The 15,691-nt window shown below is 71.7% G+C and carries 13 protein-coding genes; 4 read left to right on the top strand and 9 right to left on the bottom strand.

The window, feature by feature from the left end:
• Window positions 1-36: 36 nt before the first annotated feature.
• The gene (locus M4D54_RS08040) at window positions 37-1,032 is read right to left on the bottom strand and encodes a stage II sporulation protein M (RefSeq protein ID WP_259890908.1); all 996 of its coding nucleotides are present in this window, start codon (window positions 1,030-1,032) and stop codon (window positions 37-39) included.
• A gap of 117 nt (window positions 1,033-1,149) precedes the next feature.
• Between M4D54_RS08040 and M4D54_RS08035 the strand changes: the two genes are divergently transcribed.
• Window positions 1,150-2,013, top strand: a complete 864-nt coding sequence (locus M4D54_RS08035) for an RDD family protein (protein WP_193864687.1) — start codon at window positions 1,150-1,152, stop codon at window positions 2,011-2,013.
• 20 nt (window positions 2,014-2,033) lie between these two features.
• Here M4D54_RS08035 and M4D54_RS08030 read toward each other — a convergent pair whose 3' ends face one another.
• Window positions 2,034-3,692 (bottom strand): phosphomannomutase/phosphoglucomutase, encoded by a 1,659-nt coding sequence (locus tag M4D54_RS08030; RefSeq protein WP_259890907.1) that lies wholly within the window; start codon window positions 3,690-3,692, stop codon window positions 2,034-2,036.
• Complete coding sequence (locus M4D54_RS08025) at window positions 3,685-3,996, bottom strand: DUF3499 family protein (protein WP_396121480.1); 312 nt, start codon at window positions 3,994-3,996, stop codon at window positions 3,685-3,687. Before M4D54_RS08025 ends, M4D54_RS08030 begins: the two co-directional genes overlap by 8 nt.
• A gap of 133 nt (window positions 3,997-4,129) precedes the next feature.
• Between M4D54_RS08025 and M4D54_RS08020 the strand changes: the two genes are divergently transcribed.
• The gene (locus M4D54_RS08020; RefSeq protein WP_193864684.1) at window positions 4,130-4,582 is read left to right on the top strand and encodes a metallopeptidase family protein; all 453 of its coding nucleotides are present in this window, start codon (window positions 4,130-4,132) and stop codon (window positions 4,580-4,582) included.
• A gap of 12 nt (window positions 4,583-4,594) precedes the next feature.
• On the opposite strand, the gene M4D54_RS08015 is transcribed toward M4D54_RS08020, so the two are convergent.
• The 3 genes from M4D54_RS08015 to M4D54_RS08005 are packed head-to-tail and all read right to left on the bottom strand — an operon-like array spanning window position 4,595 to window position 9,854.
• The gene (locus M4D54_RS08015; protein ID WP_193864683.1) at window positions 4,595-6,220 is read right to left on the bottom strand and encodes a DUF5719 family protein; all 1,626 of its coding nucleotides are present in this window, start codon (window positions 6,218-6,220) and stop codon (window positions 4,595-4,597) included.
• On the bottom strand, window positions 6,213-9,545 hold the full coding sequence (locus tag M4D54_RS08010; protein ID WP_193864682.1) for a glycosyltransferase family 2 protein: 3,333 nt from the start codon (window positions 9,543-9,545) through the stop codon (window positions 6,213-6,215). Before M4D54_RS08010 ends, M4D54_RS08015 begins: the two co-directional genes overlap by 8 nt.
• A gap of 12 nt (window positions 9,546-9,557) precedes the next feature.
• The gene (locus M4D54_RS08005; RefSeq protein ID WP_284690620.1) at window positions 9,558-9,854 is read right to left on the bottom strand and encodes a WhiB family transcriptional regulator; all 297 of its coding nucleotides are present in this window, start codon (window positions 9,852-9,854) and stop codon (window positions 9,558-9,560) included.
• A gap of 138 nt (window positions 9,855-9,992) precedes the next feature.
• Here M4D54_RS08005 and M4D54_RS08000 point away from each other — a divergent pair, with 138 nt between their 5' ends.
• Window positions 9,993-11,084 (top strand): coenzyme F420-0:L-glutamate ligase, encoded by a 1,092-nt coding sequence (locus tag M4D54_RS08000; RefSeq protein WP_259890905.1) that lies wholly within the window; start codon window positions 9,993-9,995, stop codon window positions 11,082-11,084.
• Between the two features lie 23 nt (window positions 11,085-11,107).
• On the top strand, window positions 11,108-11,842 hold the full coding sequence (locus M4D54_RS07995; protein WP_193864680.1) for a TIGR03089 family protein: 735 nt from the start codon (window positions 11,108-11,110) through the stop codon (window positions 11,840-11,842).
• Between the two features lie 54 nt (window positions 11,843-11,896).
• On the opposite strand, the gene M4D54_RS07990 is transcribed toward M4D54_RS07995, so the two are convergent.
• Genes M4D54_RS07990 through M4D54_RS07980 form a run of 3 tightly spaced genes read right to left on the bottom strand, consistent with a single transcriptional unit; the run spans window position 11,897 to window position 15,679 of the window.
• The gene (locus M4D54_RS07990) at window positions 11,897-12,667 is read right to left on the bottom strand and encodes an ABC transporter ATP-binding protein (protein ID WP_259890904.1); all 771 of its coding nucleotides are present in this window, start codon (window positions 12,665-12,667) and stop codon (window positions 11,897-11,899) included.
• A 13-nt stretch (window positions 12,668-12,680) separates the two neighbouring features.
• Window positions 12,681-13,619, bottom strand: a complete 939-nt coding sequence (locus M4D54_RS07985) for an ABC transporter permease (RefSeq protein WP_259890903.1) — start codon at window positions 13,617-13,619, stop codon at window positions 12,681-12,683.
• Window positions 13,616-15,679 (bottom strand): glycosyltransferase, encoded by a 2,064-nt coding sequence (locus tag M4D54_RS07980; RefSeq protein WP_193864679.1) that lies wholly within the window; start codon window positions 15,677-15,679, stop codon window positions 13,616-13,618. Before M4D54_RS07980 ends, M4D54_RS07985 begins: the two co-directional genes overlap by 4 nt.
• Window positions 15,680-15,691 lie beyond the last annotated feature (12 nt).

Here is a 15,691-nt window from a genome sequence, read left to right as displayed (position 1 = left end):
CGGCGAGCATCCACTCCCATCGATCCGGTCGACTGCTCAGCCCGCGGTGGCGACGTGGTCGCCCACCATCTCCTCGGAGAGGTCCCCGGTGATCCCGCAGCGGTGCACCTGCCTGCCGCGCACCAGCATGAAGGCGAGGAAGGCCAGCCAGGCGAGGGCACCGATCGCGATGCGCACCACCGGGGACAGCCCGCTGGGGGTCACGAACGCCTCGATGAACCCGGAGACCAGCAGCACCGGCACCAGCCCGATCGCGACCGTCACCAGCGAGCGTGCCGCCCGCGACAGCGCCCACAGCCGAGGCAGCTCCCCGGGGCGGATCCACGCCCAGAAGGTGCGCAGTCCTGCACCGGCACCCACCACCACGCAGGTCAGCTCCAGCAGTCCGTGCGGGAGGATGTACACGAAGAAGGTGCCCAGGCCCCCGTAGGCCCCCATCACCCCGGCCATCAGCCCCACGTTCAGGCCGTTCTGCAGCAGCATCATCACCGGCCAGAAGCCCGTCACCCCCAGCACGACGGCCTGGACCGTGATCCACGCGTTGTTGGTCCACACGTTGGCGGCGAACCCGGAGGCGTCCCCCTGGAAGTAGTACTCGACGAAATCGCGCTGGGCGAGGGAGCGCTGCGCGGCCTCCGGCAGCACCAGTCCCCGGGCCACCGGATCGAGCCCGAAGTAGAGGCCGCACACCACCGTGGCCCCGAGGAAGATCGCAGCGGCCAGTGCCACCGCCCACCGCGCCTGGAACAGGGCGGCCGGCAGGTCCTCCCAGAAGAAGGTGCGGGCATGCTTCCACAGCGGCGTGCGGGCCCCGGTGATCCGCAGGCGCGCCCGGTGCACCAGCAGCGAGAGGCGCGCGGTCAGGGCCGGGTCCGGGTTCGTGGAGCGCACCGTGGACAGGTGCGTGGCCGCAGCCTGGTAGAGGGACACCAGCTCGTCGATCCCCTCGGCATCGAGCCGGCGGGTGCGGGTGAGCTCGGCCAGCCGCTCCCACTGGGGGCTGTGCACGGAGACGAAGGCATCGGTGTCCACGTCCCCAGGGTAGGCACGCAGCATGCTTCCGCGCCGCCGACGAAAGTCGAACTCCGACCTGCCGGAAGCAGACCGTGGACACTCTCGCAGGCGCCGACGGCCTGCCAGGATGGAGGCATGTCGACGATCTCCGCACCGAGCGATGCCGGTTCCGCGTCACTGGCACGGGACGACAGGGAGTCCCTGGTCACCGGTGAGGCGGTGCTGCTGGACCTGCGCACCGCCTCCTTCGCCGTGCGCATGCTGTCGGCGTCGATCGACGGCGCCATCCAGCTGGCGATCCTGGTGGGCGGGATCGTCGGCGCGGTGTGGGTGATGGCGGCCCTGGATGCCGACGAGGGGTTCTTCGCCGCCGGGACGCTCGTCATGAGCGTGACCGCGTACGTGGGCTACCCGGTGCTGTGCGAGATGCTGCTGCGTGGCCGCTCCGTGGGGCGACTGGTCACGGGCACCCGCGTGGTGCGGGAGGACGGCGGGCCGGTCCATGTGCGTCAGAGCGTGCTGCGAGCCGTGACGGCCATGTTCGAGATCTGGGGGACGGCCGGTGCGGTGGCCCTGACCTGCTCGGTGCTCGATCGCAAGTCGCGTCGGATCGGGGACCTGCTGGCGGGCACCGTGGTGATCCAGGAGCGCATGTCCGCTCCGCGTTCGCAGCGCATCGAGCTGCCGGAGGAACTGCGTCCCTGGGCGGCGGGGGCCGATGTGGGGCGGCTCCCGGTGGCGCTGGTGCAGGACATCCGCTCGTTCCTGCCCCGAGCCGAGCGCATCCATCCCCGGTCGCGTCAGCAGCTGTCCCGCGACCTGCTGCAGCGCACGCTCCCGTTCGTGGCACCGGCTCCTCCCCCGGGCACCGATCCGGAGGCGTTCCTGGCCGCGGTGGTGTCGGAGAGGTCCCGACGCGACGAGGAGAGGCTGCGGCGAGCTGTCGCGGCGCAGCGCGAGCTGTCCGCTGAGGTGCGCACGGCGCCGTTCACCGCCTGAGGCGGATCGGCACCGGCCGTTCAGGCGATCGGTGCCTCGGTGCGACCGGCGATCAGCACCGGGATCCCACCCTCGACCGGGTGGATCCGTCCACAGGACGCGCACTGGAGGCCCGCATCGACATCGCGCAGGGAGCCCGTGCAGTCGGGGCAGCGCAGTCGTTCGCGGACCCACGCAGGCACATCGGCACCGCTGGCCCCGGCCGGGGCCAGGTGCGGCAGCTCAACGTCGACGGGCTGCAGGCTCACCACCGGCTGCTGGCGCACCAGCGCCAGGATCTCGTCCCGCACCCGGATCATCGTGGTCTCCAGCTCCGCCTCGACGTTCAGGCGCAGCAGCGGCTCGGTGTTGGAGGATCGCAGGGAGAACCACCAGCGCTCCTCCGCAGGGGCCTCGGCGTCCCAGTGCTCCACTGTCAGGCCGTCCAGGTCGTCGCACGTGGCCCCCGGGATCCGCTCCGCGTGTGCGCGCACGGTCGCGCGCGACTGCTCGGCATCGTCCACCCGGGAGTTGATCTCCCCGCTGCTGGCATAGGGATCGTGGGACGCCACCAGGGTCGACAGGGAGAACTCGCTCTCCGCCAGGGCGGCGATCACGTGCAGGGCCGCGAGCATCCCGGAGTCCGCGTGGAAGAAGTCCCGGAAGTAGTAGTGCGCGGAGTGCTCACCGCCGAAGACGGCGCAGTGCTCGGCCATCAGCGCCTTGATCAGGGAATGGCCGACCCGGGAGCGCACGTGCGTGCCGCCGGCGGCCCGGATGGTCTCGGCCACGTGCCGGGAGGAGACCAGGTTCGCGACCACGGCCGGGTGCTCCTCCCCGGCGGCTCGCGCTCGGGCTATCTCGCGCTGGGCGATCAGGGCGGTGATCGCCGAGGGGGACACCAGGGCACCGGTCTCGTCCAGGACCACGCACCGGTCGGCATCGCCGTCGAAGGCGAAGCCGAGATCGGCCCCCTCGCTCAGCACGGCCTCCCGCAGGTCCTCGAGGTTGGTGGGGTCCAGCGGATCCGCCGGGTGGTGGGGGAAGGTGCCGTCGAGCTCGAAGTGCAGCGGAACCAGGTCGATCCGGCCCAGCCGCTCCGCCACTGCGGGAACGGTCAGCCCGGCCATGGCATTGGCGGCGTCCACCACCACGCGCAGTCGTCGGCCCTCGGGGATCGGGACCAGCCCCAGCACGGTGTCGACGTAGTCGGCCAGGGTGTCCAGGGGCTGTGAGACCCCGCCCGGGATCTCCGGGATCTCTCCGGAATCGAGGTAGGCCTCGGCTGCGGCCCGCATGCTCGCAAGGCCGGTGTCGCGGCTGATGGGTCGGGCACCGGGCAGGCACAGCTTCAGCCCGTTGTCCTGGGCAGGGTTGTGGCTGGCGGTGATCATCGCCCCGGCGGCACGATGCAGGCCCGAGGCGCAGTACAGCTGATCGGTGGAGGACAGCCCGGCCTCCCCCACGGTGGCTCCTCGACGCACGGCTCCGTCCACGAAGGCGCGCGCCAGCTCCGGGGAGGAGACCCGCATGTCGTGGGCGACGATCATGTCGCCGCCGCCCGGAGAGCTCTGCAGGAAGTCCGCGAAGGCGGCGCCGAGCGCGCGGGCCACCTCGGCCGTCAGCTGCGTGCCGGCCTCACCGCGCACGTCGTACGCCTTGACGATCGGTGAGAGGTCCGCCGGTCGGCTGTCAGTCATGGGGGCTCCTGAGGACGTGGAGATGGCGAGCTGGTTCTCGCACCGGGGCGGGCTGCGTCCGTGACGCCGTCCCGGCGTCGGCGGGTGTCTGCGTGCTGCGCGGCGGCTTCACGGCATCGGCGAGGGCGACCAGGTCGTCGCTGACCTCCGATGCGCCGGCCACCCGCAGCAGTTCCCATCCCCGCGGGGCGGTGAGCCGGGAGGCGTGCTCGCGGCACAGGTCGTAGGCGTGCGGCTCGCTGCTGCGGGAGAGCGGCCCCAGCACTGCCGTGGCGTCCTCGTACACGAAGGTCAATGTGCTCACCGCGGGCAGGGAGCAGGCGGTGCGGGAGCATTCACGGGCTGGCACAGCAAGGAGTGTACGCAGGCAGAAGGCCTCCTGGTGGACGGCGCGCCCGGTGCACAGCACCCCGTGCGCTCCCCGATAGAGTGCGGGCATGGATGCGTCCGGGCTCACCCCGCCTCCCGCCCCGAGACCCGGCCTGCGCCGGCGTGATCGCCGGGGGCGCGGCAGGCGCTGGGACCTGATCCCCCCGCACCTGCCCGGCCATCGCACGCGGCGCGAGCGCTTCGACGACACCGTCACCGACGCCGCCGCCTCCCTGATCGAGCGGTTCCCGCGCCGACTCGCCCATCTGCGCGTCGTGGTCGAGGAGGTGCCGCCCGCCGATCCAGCTCCCTGGGAGGACGCCTCGGTGCTGCTGGGTCGTGCCCTGCCCTCCACCCGGGAGCACCCGCCGCGCATCATCCTGTACCGGCTGCCGATCCAGACCCGCTGCTCGACCGAGCAGGACCTCGATCTGCTGGTGCGCCAGGTGCTGTCGGAGCAGGTGGGGTCGATGCTGGCCATCGCGCCGGAGGACGTGGACCCGGAGGCGTGGGGGCAATGAGCGTGCGAGCCCTCACTCGGACAGTCGCACGCTGACCTCGACGTCGGTGTTCTGCAGCACCGTGACGGGGAGGGTGGCCAGCAGGGTGCCGCCGGCGCCGTCGTCGTGCTGCTGCACCCAGCTGGCGTGCAGCACTCCCGGCCTCTCCGGCACCACCGTGACGCCGGCAGCGGGCTCCCCGTCGACCTGGAGGTCCTGAGTCGGGACGGTGGCCACGGTCTCCGCCGCGATCTGCATCACGATCGGTTCGGCCGCAGCGCCGTTCTCGGAGATCGGGGCCACCGTCACCTCGGTGTCCTCGGTGGCGGTCAGGGTCAGGTGCCCGGCCTGTCCCCCCGCGGGCAGGGCCACGACGGAATGGGAGCCCAGCTCCGGTGCCGGCGCCGCCAGGGCGAAGTCGACGGGGGCACCGATGGTGTCCCCGGGCAGGTCCGCCCCGCTCGTCTCGGATCGGACCACGGCCAGCAGCGGCTGCGAAGAGTCGACCCTCACGGCATGATCCCCCTCGGGCACGCCGTCCAGAGCCACCGGCACCACGGCGCCGGCCGGCACGGTGACCTCCTGCTCGGCATCGGGCAGAGGCCCACCGGTGCCCATCACGGTGACGGTCGCGGTGGCATCCTCGCCCTGGGTGTTGGCCAGCACCAGGGTGGGGGCGGCCTGTTCCACGCGCACCCCGGGAACGATCTGCTCGCGCGCGGGCGCGCTGGTGGGCGCCAGGATCTCTGCACCCCCGGGGGTGAGGCCGTCCCGTTCCGTGGTCTGCATGTGCATCACCAGCGGTGCACCGATCACCTCGGCGCGCACGCCCACGTGGTCGTGGCCCGGGGCGATGGATTCCAGCAGGATGCGCTGCTCCGTGCGAGGTGCGACCACGACCTGGCTGCGCCCCGCCATCGTCGCAGGACCGTCCGCCGTCCACACCTGCACCGCTGCGGTGGCGGGGCGGTCGCCGGGATTGCTCAGCACCAGCTGCGAGCTGGCGCCGCGCTGCGTGGACACCCCCAGGAACGCCGCATCGGTGGCGGTGGGCAGGCAGCGGCTCATCGCCAGCGAGCGGTAGTCACCCTCGGTGGTGACGGTGGTCTGGACGGTGTCGGAGACGGCGCGACCGCCCTCGGAGCCCGTGGTCTGCACCTGCAGCGTGTCCTCCGCGCCGGTGACGGTCTGCACGGCGGCCCCGAGGTCCCGGGAGACGGTGGGGACGGTCAGGGCCTGCCCGTCGGCGCCGAGGGCGGTGATGGAGGGAGCGCGCACGGAGCCGTCCTCCTCCAGTCGGGTCTCGGATCCGCTGACCCGGCCGAACAGCAGGGACGAGGCCGGTTCGAGTGCGACGGTGCGGACGTCGACCGCGGGTGAGGGCGGGATGACCGCGAGGTCCTCATCGGTGCCGGCGCCGAGCGCCTCCTGCGGGGGATCCAGCGGGCCCGGGCACCACAGCTGGACTCCCCCGGCCTCGGCACTGGTCACGGATCGCTCCACCGTGGTGGGCCCTGGCTGAGGGGTGATGGCCAGTGCCCCGACGGCAGCTGCCAGCGGCAGCAGGCTCACCAGTGCGAGCACCGGCCGGAGCCGTCCGGTCCGGTGGCCGGGCACGTGATCGTCGAGCGGGACAGGGTGATGATCGTGCTCAGACATGGAAATCCTCCCCTGGCCGACTGCGCCCGCGCCACGGGATCGCGATCAGCGCGGTGATCCCCGTCACGCCGTACAGGAGCACCTTCCACAGCGGCAGCCAGGGCTGCTCTCGACTGATGACCAGGTGGCCCTCGACCCCGGCCGGAACGACGAAGCCCTGTGCCCAGTCGTCCACAGGAACCGGCTCGAGCTCGGTGCCGCCCACGTCGGCCCGCCATTGGGAGTCGAGGCGCTCGGACAGCACGAGGGTGCGGGGCTCCTCGCTCGCGGTGATCTCCCCCGCAGCACCGATCACGCCGCTCGGGATCAGCTGGGGCTGTCCCGGCCCCTCGAGCCAGGCACGGGGCGTCGCATCGATCACGCGCCACATGCCCCCGCTCGAGTTCTGCGTGACCTTCTCCACGGCGGAGGAGGAATCGAGGGTGTCCACCAGGCCCGCGCTGTCCTCGGCGCTGCCGGGCACGATGACGTAGGCGAGGGCGAGCGGATCGGTGGGCCCGGCGGCACCGCCCGGGGCGAGGATGCCGGTGACGGCTCGGCGCAGCGCCTCGCTGCCGGGATCGGAGTCCACCGGCTCGCCGGCCTCCACGCGATCGGCCCCGCGCAGTGAGGCGATGGTGGCGTGCTGGATCACGGAGTCCCCGCCGTGGACCACCACCTCGGCGCGGACCGTACCGTCGTCCCCGGGGCGCAGCACCAGCACGCGCGCGCGGGCATCGGTGCGCCCCTGGTCGGCAGCGGCCGCCGGCACCTGGCCTCCCTCCACACGGTCGATCCTGAGTGAGGAGGGCAGCGCCACCGTCCATCCCAGCACCGCGACCGCGCAGACCGCGGCGACGACGGCCCCGACCCCGCCGGTCAACACGCGACGGGTGCGGGAGATGTCGCCCTCCCGGCGGGCCAGCGCATCGAAGACGGCGGCGCCGCCGATGCACAGCGCCAGCAGCAGCGTGCTGAGAAGGGCATGCGCGGGGGCGGGCACGAGCACCTCACCGGTCACGAACATCGGGGTGTGCTGCAGCAGCAGCACGAGCAGCAGGGTCGGTGCGGCGAGAAGGGCAGCGAAACGTCCGGCCCGGCCGGCGCTGCCCGCCAGGAACGGCGCGACCAGCGCTCCCACCGCAACGGGCAGCACGGGGAGCATGAGCAGGAGCTGGGCCGCGACCGGGCCGAGGGATCCCGCAAGGTGCCCGCGCAGGGCAGGTGCGGTGGGCCACAGCGCCAGCAGGTCCCAGGCCTCGGCGGTCACCGGCCGGGGACGCACCCCGCCCACTCCCAGCAGCAGGCGTGGATCTCCGATGTACACGGCGAGGTAGGGCAGATGGAGGGCGAGGGAGGGGGCCAGCACCCACAGCAGCCGCAGCCGCCGACCGGGGACGGAGGGGGCGATCAGTGCGAGGGCGACAGCGGCCAGGAGCAGCAGCAGCGGGGCGACGGCGCTGAGCACCAGCAGCAGCAGGCCCCCCGCCGCGGCCGCGGGCACACTGGCCCGTTCCGCCTTGTGGGGCAGGCCGATGGCACGACCGATGCTGAGGGCGAGCAGGGGCAGCAGTGCGTGCACGAGTAGCAGCGGCCAGGCGCCGTCGGAGAGCGCGGCCAGCAGCGGGGGGGCCAGCGCCCAGGTGACCGTGAGGGTGAGGCGCGCTCCGACGGCGCGGGTGATCGCGCCTGCGGCCCACCAGGCCAGCAGCGCCGAGGCGGGGACCGCGGAGAAGACGATCACCTCCACCAGCAGTGCCCCGCTCACCGGGAGGTGGCCCATCACCCGGACCAGGGGATCCGCCGGGCCCCGCTGTCCCAGTCCTCCCGGGATCCAGCTGGCCCAGGCGGCCTCCCGCAGTGCGCCCCAGGAGGCCGGTAGGGGGATGAGCGCGGGGCCGGTCAGCTCTCCCCGGCCGAACAGTCCCCTCAGGGTGATCATTCCCAGGACGGTGGCTAGCACGGCCACGGCGACCGTCCAGGCGATGTGGCGGCCGTAGTCCGCATCGTCGATCCCGTGCCGGGTGCCGGCGATGCCCCAGGAGGTGAGTCGGGCGCGACGGCTGCGATCGTCGTCGGCGAACAGATGGGTCAGTGCGCTCTCGGCGCTCTGTCGGATGCCCTCCCCGGGCGGCAGGTACAGAGGTGCGAGACGACGACCGGGGACCCGGGCGCGCCTGCGCTCCTGCGCACCGCGGGCCATCACCCGGGGGGCCCGGCGCATGACCTGTGCCGCGGCGCGCAGCTCCACCGGGATCCGGCGCGGTTCGGAGGCCGCGATCGCCCCGGCCGTCCGCAGCAGGGTCACCAGGGGCGTGAGCAGCAGTGTGAGCAGGCCCAGGAGCCAGGACCGGTGCTTGAGCAGCAGCGCCATCTGACCGGTGCGCCGCTCCAGCAGGCGCTGCTGGGGCGATGCGTCCGAGACCGGTGCGAGCGCACGCGCGGCCGACTGCACCGCCACCCGCTCGCCGCCCCTCCAGATGCGGTGGCACAGGTCGATCTCGGCCCAGGGGGTAGGCAGATCGGGGTCCAGTCCGCCCACCTCGCGCAGCGTGCGCTCGCGCACCAGCATCCCGGGCAGCCCCACCGCGAGCACGTCCTGACGCCAGTCGGACTGTCCCTGGTCGATCTCCCCGGGTTCGACGCCGGTGACGATCCGACCGCTGTGGGTGAGGGTGAGGCCGACGTCGACCAGGACGTCGGCATCGTCGGCGGTCCGGGGCGGGGAACCCTCAAGGTCCTCGCGCAGGCGCAGCCGCTTCGGCCCCACCGCCGCTGTGGTGGGTGAGACGGCCACCGTGGACAGCAGCTCCGCCAGGGCGTCGTTCCCCGGTGCCGTCTGCTCGGTCAGGAACCACAGCCATGAGTCGCTCCCGCTCGCCCTGCGCCCCGGGTCCCGCCGGCGGCGACGCAGCCGCTCCGGCACCCGGGCGAGCCTCTCGGCCTCCTGGGTGCGGGCCCTCTCCAGGGCCTCCATGTCGATGTCGCGGGCGCGTCTTCCGCCTTGGGAGCCGGACGAGCGGGCCGTCGTCCCACCCTCGGTGGTCACCGGCGAGTGCACCGTCTCGACCGCGTCGCCGGCGCTCCCGATCACCTCGAGGGCCTCGCGCACCGCACCGGCCCGACCGACGGTGTCGGAGAGGCTGTGGACGGCGTCGGGGCCGAATCCGTCGGCGAATCGGCGCACCGCCTCCTGCACCTGGGCGGACAGCCCTGCGGGCACCATCACCAGGGTGCGGTTCGGGGGTCGGGTCTGGGCCGCCAGCGCGGCGGCGGTCGTCTCCAGGGACGTGAGCGTGGTCGACCTGCTCAGCAGGACGACGGCAGTGACCTGACGTTCGCTCACCCGCTCAGGATGTCAGACTGCGCGGCGCTTGAGCTTGCGTCGTTCCCGTTCGGACAGCCCGCCCCAGATCCCGAAGCGCTCGTCGTTCTCGAGGGCGTACTCGAGGCACTCGGCCCGCACCTCGCAGGAGACGCACACCTTCTTGGCCTCCCGGGTGGAGCCGCCCTTCTCGGGGAAGAAGGCCTCGGGATCGGTCTGCGCGCACAGGGCGCGCTCCTGCCACGACAGCTCGGCCTCGTCCTGCTCCACGGCGAAGTCCAGCAGAGACAGCTCGGTGCGCTGCGACTCGGTGACGGCGTCCTTGTCCATCGGTGCGTCTCCTCCCTATGCCGTGGCTCGTGACTGGATGCCGTGGCTCGTGACTGGCGGTGGGTCATCATGCATGCCCGGCCTGTTGCCCACCTAAACTACACCCGTGTGGTTCGTGTGCGTCAAGCGGGAGGAGCCGTGATCGAGACCCCCACCCGGATCCATGCCGTCCCCGTGACCGGGATCGGCGAGATCCAGCCCGGTGACCGGCTGGATCAGGCCCTGCTCCCCGCGCTGCGCGCCGCCGGGGTCGAGACCGGGGACGTGCTGTGCATCTCCACCAAGATCGTCTCCAAGTCCCTGGGGCTGGTGACCTCCCCGGAGCTGCGCGAGCGTGCCGTGGAGGAGTCCTCCGTCCGGATCGTCGCACGGCGGCTCCACACCCATCGGGTCACCACCATCGCCCAGATCCCCTCCGGTCCGGTGATGGCCGCCGCCGGGGTGGACTCCTCGAACGCACCTGGCGGCCCCCTGCTGCTGCCCCCGGACCCGGACGCATGCGCTGCAGAGCTGCGGACCGCACTGCAGGACGCCCTCGGGCTGCGACTGGCCGTGGTGCTGACCGATACCTCCTCGCGCGTGTGGCGGGTCGGTGTGGGTGACATCGCACTGGGCGCGGCGGGCCTGCGCTCGCTGCAGGACCTGCGCGGAAGCGTCGACGGCTCGGGGAGATCGCTGTCGGTGACCGTGCGCAACCTCGCCGATGAGATCGCCGCGGCCGCCGACCTGGTCAAGGGCAAGTCCGAGCGGGTGCCGCTCGCGCTGGTACGGGGACTGGCCGAGCACGTGGTCGACGGCGACGTGCAGGTGCCGGCCGCTGCCCTCTCCCGCACCGGGGGCGAGGACTGGTTCCGACGCCCCAGCCTGGAGTCCGTGTGGCAGGCCATGGGCGTCCCCGCCGATCGTGAGCCGATCGCCCGGATGAGTCCCGAACCCGCGGACGAGCGCATCGCCAGGGCCCTCGCGGTGGCGCTGATCGACCGCACCGAGGCACCCCCTACCGACGAGGACGCCCCGGCCCCCCAGGGGCAGGGGCCCGGCTCGCCCACTGCCCGTGCGCGTCTGGTGGGGCCACGACGCATCGAGGTGCATCCGGCCGGGGACGGGCCGCAGCACTGGCTGGCCGCCGGCGCCCTCGCGGAGCGGATCCGCACGGCCCTGGGGGCCGAGGCCATTGCCGCCCCCCTGCCCTACGTCCAGATCCACATCACCCCGGAGACCGCACCATGACCTCCTCGACACCGTCGACACCCTTGACACCCTCGACCCCCTCCACCTCCGATGCCGCCTCCGGACTGCTGGCAGCCCTCGAACGCACCGGCCCCCGCCCCGCTCTGGCCTGGTACGAGGAAGAGGGCCGGGTGGAGCTGTCCGGCCACGTGCTGGCGAACTGGGTGATCAAGTCCATCGGCCACCTGCATGACGAGATCGCCCTCGCACCCGGCACCGAGGTCGTCCTGGACCTCCCGGCGCACTGGAAGCGCCTGGTGCTGGCACTGGCCGTGTGGTCGCTGGGAGGGACGCCGCGCGCGGCCGACGGCGTCCGAGCGACCGCCTTTCTCCCCCATGCCCCCTCACCGGTACCCGAGGTGCTGATCAGCGACCGCCCCGGCTCCGGCCCGGTCGAGGACGCCGATGAGGTGCTGGCGGTGGATCCGATCTCCCTCGCCGCCCGGTTCAGCGCAGAGCTGCCACCGCTGGTGCACGACTGGGCGCAGGAGGTGCGTGCGAGCTCGGACCGTCTGGCCATCGCGCTGCCGGCCTGGTCGGGCCCCTCAGCTGAACCGGTGGACGGGAGCGACCTCGCCGGGGGGACGCCTGGCCCACCGGCGCGCCTGCTGGTCGAGGACGACGGTCTGGACGCCGTGCCGCAGGTGCTCGGGGCACTGCTGGCAGGCGGCGGCATCGTCGGCCCCGCCTCTCGCGTCGATGAGCGCCGGGCAGCGGACGAGCAGGTCACCGGCCGCGCGTGCAGCTCCCAGCGCTGAGTTCGTCCCCAGCGCTGAGAGAGTCGCGCACCGGGAGGGTCCATTGCCGTCCCATCAGCTCTCGCGCAGCACCCGCACGGCCTCGACCGGGTCGCCGTCGAACACCACGACCCCCTTGCTGAGCACGACGATCCTGCTGCACAGCTCGGTGAGCATGTCCAGCTCGTGGGAGACCACCACCATGGTGCGGCCGGCCTCCTGCAGCTCCCGGATCCGGGCCAGGCACTTGCGCTGGAAGGGCTCATCGCCCACCGAGAGGATCTCGTCCACCAGGAAGATGTCAGGATCGGTGTGCACGGCGACCGCGAACGCCAGGCGCAGGAACATGCCCGAGCTGTAGTACTTCACATCGGTGTCGATGAACTCCTCGATCTCGCTGAACGCGACGATCTCGTCGAACTTCGCCTCGATCTGCTCGCGGCTCATCCCCAGGATCGCCCCGTTGAGGTACACGTTCTCCCGGCCGGAGAGATCGGGGTGGAAGCCCGCCCCCACCTCGATCAGGCCGGCCACGCGCCCCCGCAGCAGCACCCGCCCCTGATCCGGGAACAACACCCCGGAGATGGTCTTCAGCAGCGTGGACTTGCCGGAGCCGTTGAAGCCGATCAGGCCCACCGTCTCCCCCGCCCGGATGGTGAGGTCCACGTCGTCCAGCGCCAGGAAGGTGTCGGCGAGCTTCTTCTTCTGCAGCGCGGAGAACACCAGCTCCTTGAGGGAGTGGTCGTGGCGCAGGGAGAAGTTCTTGGTGACGTGCTCGATGCGCACCATCTCGCGCTCGACCACGGTGGATGCGGGAGGGGTGCCCGGGGCGTCGGTGTCCATCATCGCGGCTCCTGTCTCACAGTTCCTGGGCGAAGCGCCGCTTGGAGCGCTCGAAGACGATGGTGCCCAGGGCGAAGGTCACCGCGGCGATGAGGAGCCCCGCCCACCACAGGCCGAACGGTTCGCCGGGCATGGTCAGCGAGGGGTCCGAGGCCGTCGCCTCCACGACGCTCGGCCCGTAGCGCCAGAACGCGACGTGGAACAGCTCCACCACGATGGTGAGCGGGTTCAGCTGGTAGAGCCACCACCAGATCGTCCCGCCGATCGCCTCCTCCACCATGGAGATGCGGTACAGGACGGGGGACAGCCAGGTCGCCACCATGACGATGAGGTCCACGAAGTTCTCCACGTCGCGGAAGGCGGCGTTCAGTGCGGCGGTGAGCATGCCGAGCCCCATGGTGAACACCACCAGGATCACCAGTCCCAGCACGAAGGCGACAGCAGCTGTCGGGGAGGGCAGCCAGCCGAACAGCAGGGCGCCCACCACCAGCACCAGCAGCTGCGGCAGGAAGTGCACCAGAGCCACGATCATGCTGGCCCAGGGGAACAGCTGGCTGGGCAGATAGATCTTCGCCACCAGTGCCCCGTTGCCGGTGATCGAACGCGTGGCGTTGCCGAACACCTCGCCGAACAGGTTGACCACCACGATGCCGCTGAACAGGTAGACCGCGTAGGCGGGGGTGTCCCGCTGCAGCTGCAGGAAGACGCCCAGCGCGATGTAGAACACGATGAACTGCACGGCGGGCTTGACGTAGCTCCACACCATGCCCAGCACACTGCCTCGGTAGCGGACCCGCAGCTCCTTCTTGACCAGCAGGCGCAGCAGGAAGCGCTCCTTGATGGGATTCAACCAACCGGCGTCCTGCCCGGGCGCGCGCCAGCCCTCGGCTTGCTCGGCACGGGAGGGCGCGCGCAGCGCCGGGCTGACCCCGCCGACGTCGACGCTGTCGTTCACGCGGTGCGCCCCTCCTCAGGGGCCTGCTCCGGGTCCACAGCCGGCTCGACGGCGTTCGCGGCGAAAGTGCGCTCCCAGGCCTCGAAGGAGGCGAGCTCAGCAGCGGCCTCTCGGTACCGGCGCTGCAGCTCGGGCCAGCGACGCGTCAGCTCCATGTGCGCCGCGGCACCACGGGCGAGGAGGCTGCGCACCAGCTTGGGGTCACGCTTGTACCAGAACATCTTCGAGCCCTCGGCGTTGGACACCAGGGCGCTGTCGTATGCGGACAGTGTCCACCACTGCGCGTCCTGGGCCGGGATCAGGCCCTGCGGCCCCTTTCGGGACTCCTCACGCACGGGCTTGAGCGTCTGCTTCGCCAGGGACTTGACCATCCACAGCGGCAGCAGCACACGGCGCGGGGCCGTGATCGGACGGCCCTTGTTCGGCGGCCTGCCCTCATTGACCTCTGGGAAGTCCTCCGGATCGGCCTTGCCCGCGGCATCGGTGTGCTCGGCCAGGATGGCGCGCACCTGTGGGAGCTTCGTGCCGATCTCCTCGTGCAGGACCTCTGGGCCGCGCAGGAGGTCCTCCTGGGCGAGCAGGCGCACCAGCTCGGTCGAGTACTGCATCGACAGGGTGTGCTTGAGGTCGATGCCCTGTGAGTCCAGGACCACGCCGCCGCCGCGCGTGTAGGGCGAGTGGAGCAACGCCGTGATCAGGCGATTGCGCTGATGGAAGTACGCCTGCCAGTCGATGGCGTCGTTCTTGTCGGTCCAGCTGACGTGCCAGGTACCGGCGCCCGGCAGCGACACTGTTGGATAGCCGGCCTTCTTGGCGCGCAGCCCGTACTCGGTGTCGTCCCACTTGATGAACACCGGCAGTGCCAGGCCGATCTCGCGCAGCACCTCGGTGGGGATGAGACACATCCACCAGCCGTTGTAGTCGACGTCGGCGCGACGGTGCATCCAGGCGGTCTCGCGCAGGGGATGCGCAGCCAGATCATGTCCCATCACCGCCTCAGCCGAAGGGGTGCCCTGCTGGATGGTCCAGCGGTCGACCTTCTCGCCGAAGGCGTGCAGCACCGAGCGATTGTTGATGTCGAACATGTGGGCGCCGACCAGGGTCGGCTTGGTCGCGAAGTCCGCGAAGGTCGCCATGCGAAGGATCGACTCGGGTTCGATGGCCACGTCGTCATCGCAGGTGATGGCGTAGGCAGAACGGCCGTTGGTCGCGCCCTCGTACAGCCCGCGAGAGAATCCGCCGGAGCCGCCGATGTTGCCCTGCTCGATGATCCGCAGCTGATCACCCATCGCCTCGACGTACGGGGCGATCTGCTCGGCGTGCTCGCGCAGCCGGTCGCTGCCCTGATCGACGATGTAGAGCGCGTCCAGCTTGGCACGCAGGTCAGTGGCCTCGCAGATCGTCTTGAGATTCTCCAGGACGTACTCGACCTTGTTCATCGTGGTCATGGCCAGGGAGAAGGTGCCATCCTGGCGGGCCAGGGAGGCATCCGCGCTCCACTCGGCGCTGATGATCTCCAGACCACCGGCTCCCGAGTAGGCATCGAACCAGTACCATCCGCCGTCGCCGAAGGCGGTCAGCGGGAGGTCGAAGATGCTGGTGGTCTCGTCGCCCTCCTGCACCTGGGCGAAGTCCTGCCGCTGGAAGGAACCGCGCGCGTTGGAGCGGAACACGATCAGGCGTCCGGCGCCGCGGGTCACGATCGTCAGGCGCAGCTTCCGCACCGGCGTCCAACGCCTCCAGTACCCGGCCGGGAACGCGTTGAAGTAGGTGCCGAAGGATCGCATCTCGCCCGCCGGGATGCGGGCGCCGTGGCGGGGGAAGCTCTCCTCCGCCCCGAGCGTGGAGTCGTCGAAGACGGAGGTCTGACTCTGGGCCTCATGCGAGCGGGTGGCGCCGGAGGAGTCGGTGTAGACGGCGCTGGCCGAGGTCGCGGCCCGCGAGGGCGTGCCTTCGATGTAGAGAGGAAGCACGTCCGGAGTCGGCTCGAGCGGCATCAGCAGGCGCTGGATGACACGGTGCTCGACGGGAGCGCTCTTCGCAGCGGAGGTGGAGGTCATCGTGGAGTCCTT

This window comes from Brachybacterium sp. p3-SID1565, from assembly GCF_025143785.1.
Taxonomy (GTDB): domain Bacteria; phylum Actinomycetota; class Actinomycetes; order Actinomycetales; family Dermabacteraceae; genus Brachybacterium; species Brachybacterium epidermidis.
Note: the sequence above shows the minus strand (reverse complement) of the source record. Positions and strands in the feature narration are given on the sequence as shown.

Bases quoted from the DNA above. Each gene is read 5' to 3' on its own strand.
- M4D54_RS08035 (WP_193864687.1), top strand. From the start codon at position 1,150: ATGTCGACGATCTCCGCACCGAGCGATGCCGGTTCCGCGTCACTGGCA.
- M4D54_RS08030 (WP_259890907.1), bottom strand. From the start codon at position 3,692: ATGACTGACAGCCGACCGGCGGACCTCTCACCGATCGTCAAGGCGTAC.
- M4D54_RS08020 (WP_193864684.1), top strand. From the start codon at position 4,130: ATGGATGCGTCCGGGCTCACCCCGCCTCCCGCCCCGAGACCCGGCCTG.
- M4D54_RS08015 (WP_193864683.1), bottom strand. From the start codon at position 6,220: ATGTCTGAGCACGATCATCACCCTGTCCCGCTCGACGATCACGTGCCC.
- M4D54_RS08005 (WP_284690620.1), bottom strand. From the start codon at position 9,854: ATGGACAAGGACGCCGTCACCGAGTCGCAGCGCACCGAGCTGTCTCTG.
- M4D54_RS07990 (WP_259890904.1), bottom strand. From the start codon at position 12,667: ATGATGGACACCGACGCCCCGGGCACCCCTCCCGCATCCACCGTGGTC.
- M4D54_RS07980 (WP_193864679.1), bottom strand. From the start codon at position 15,679: ATGACCTCCACCTCCGCTGCGAAGAGCGCTCCCGTCGAGCACCGTGTC.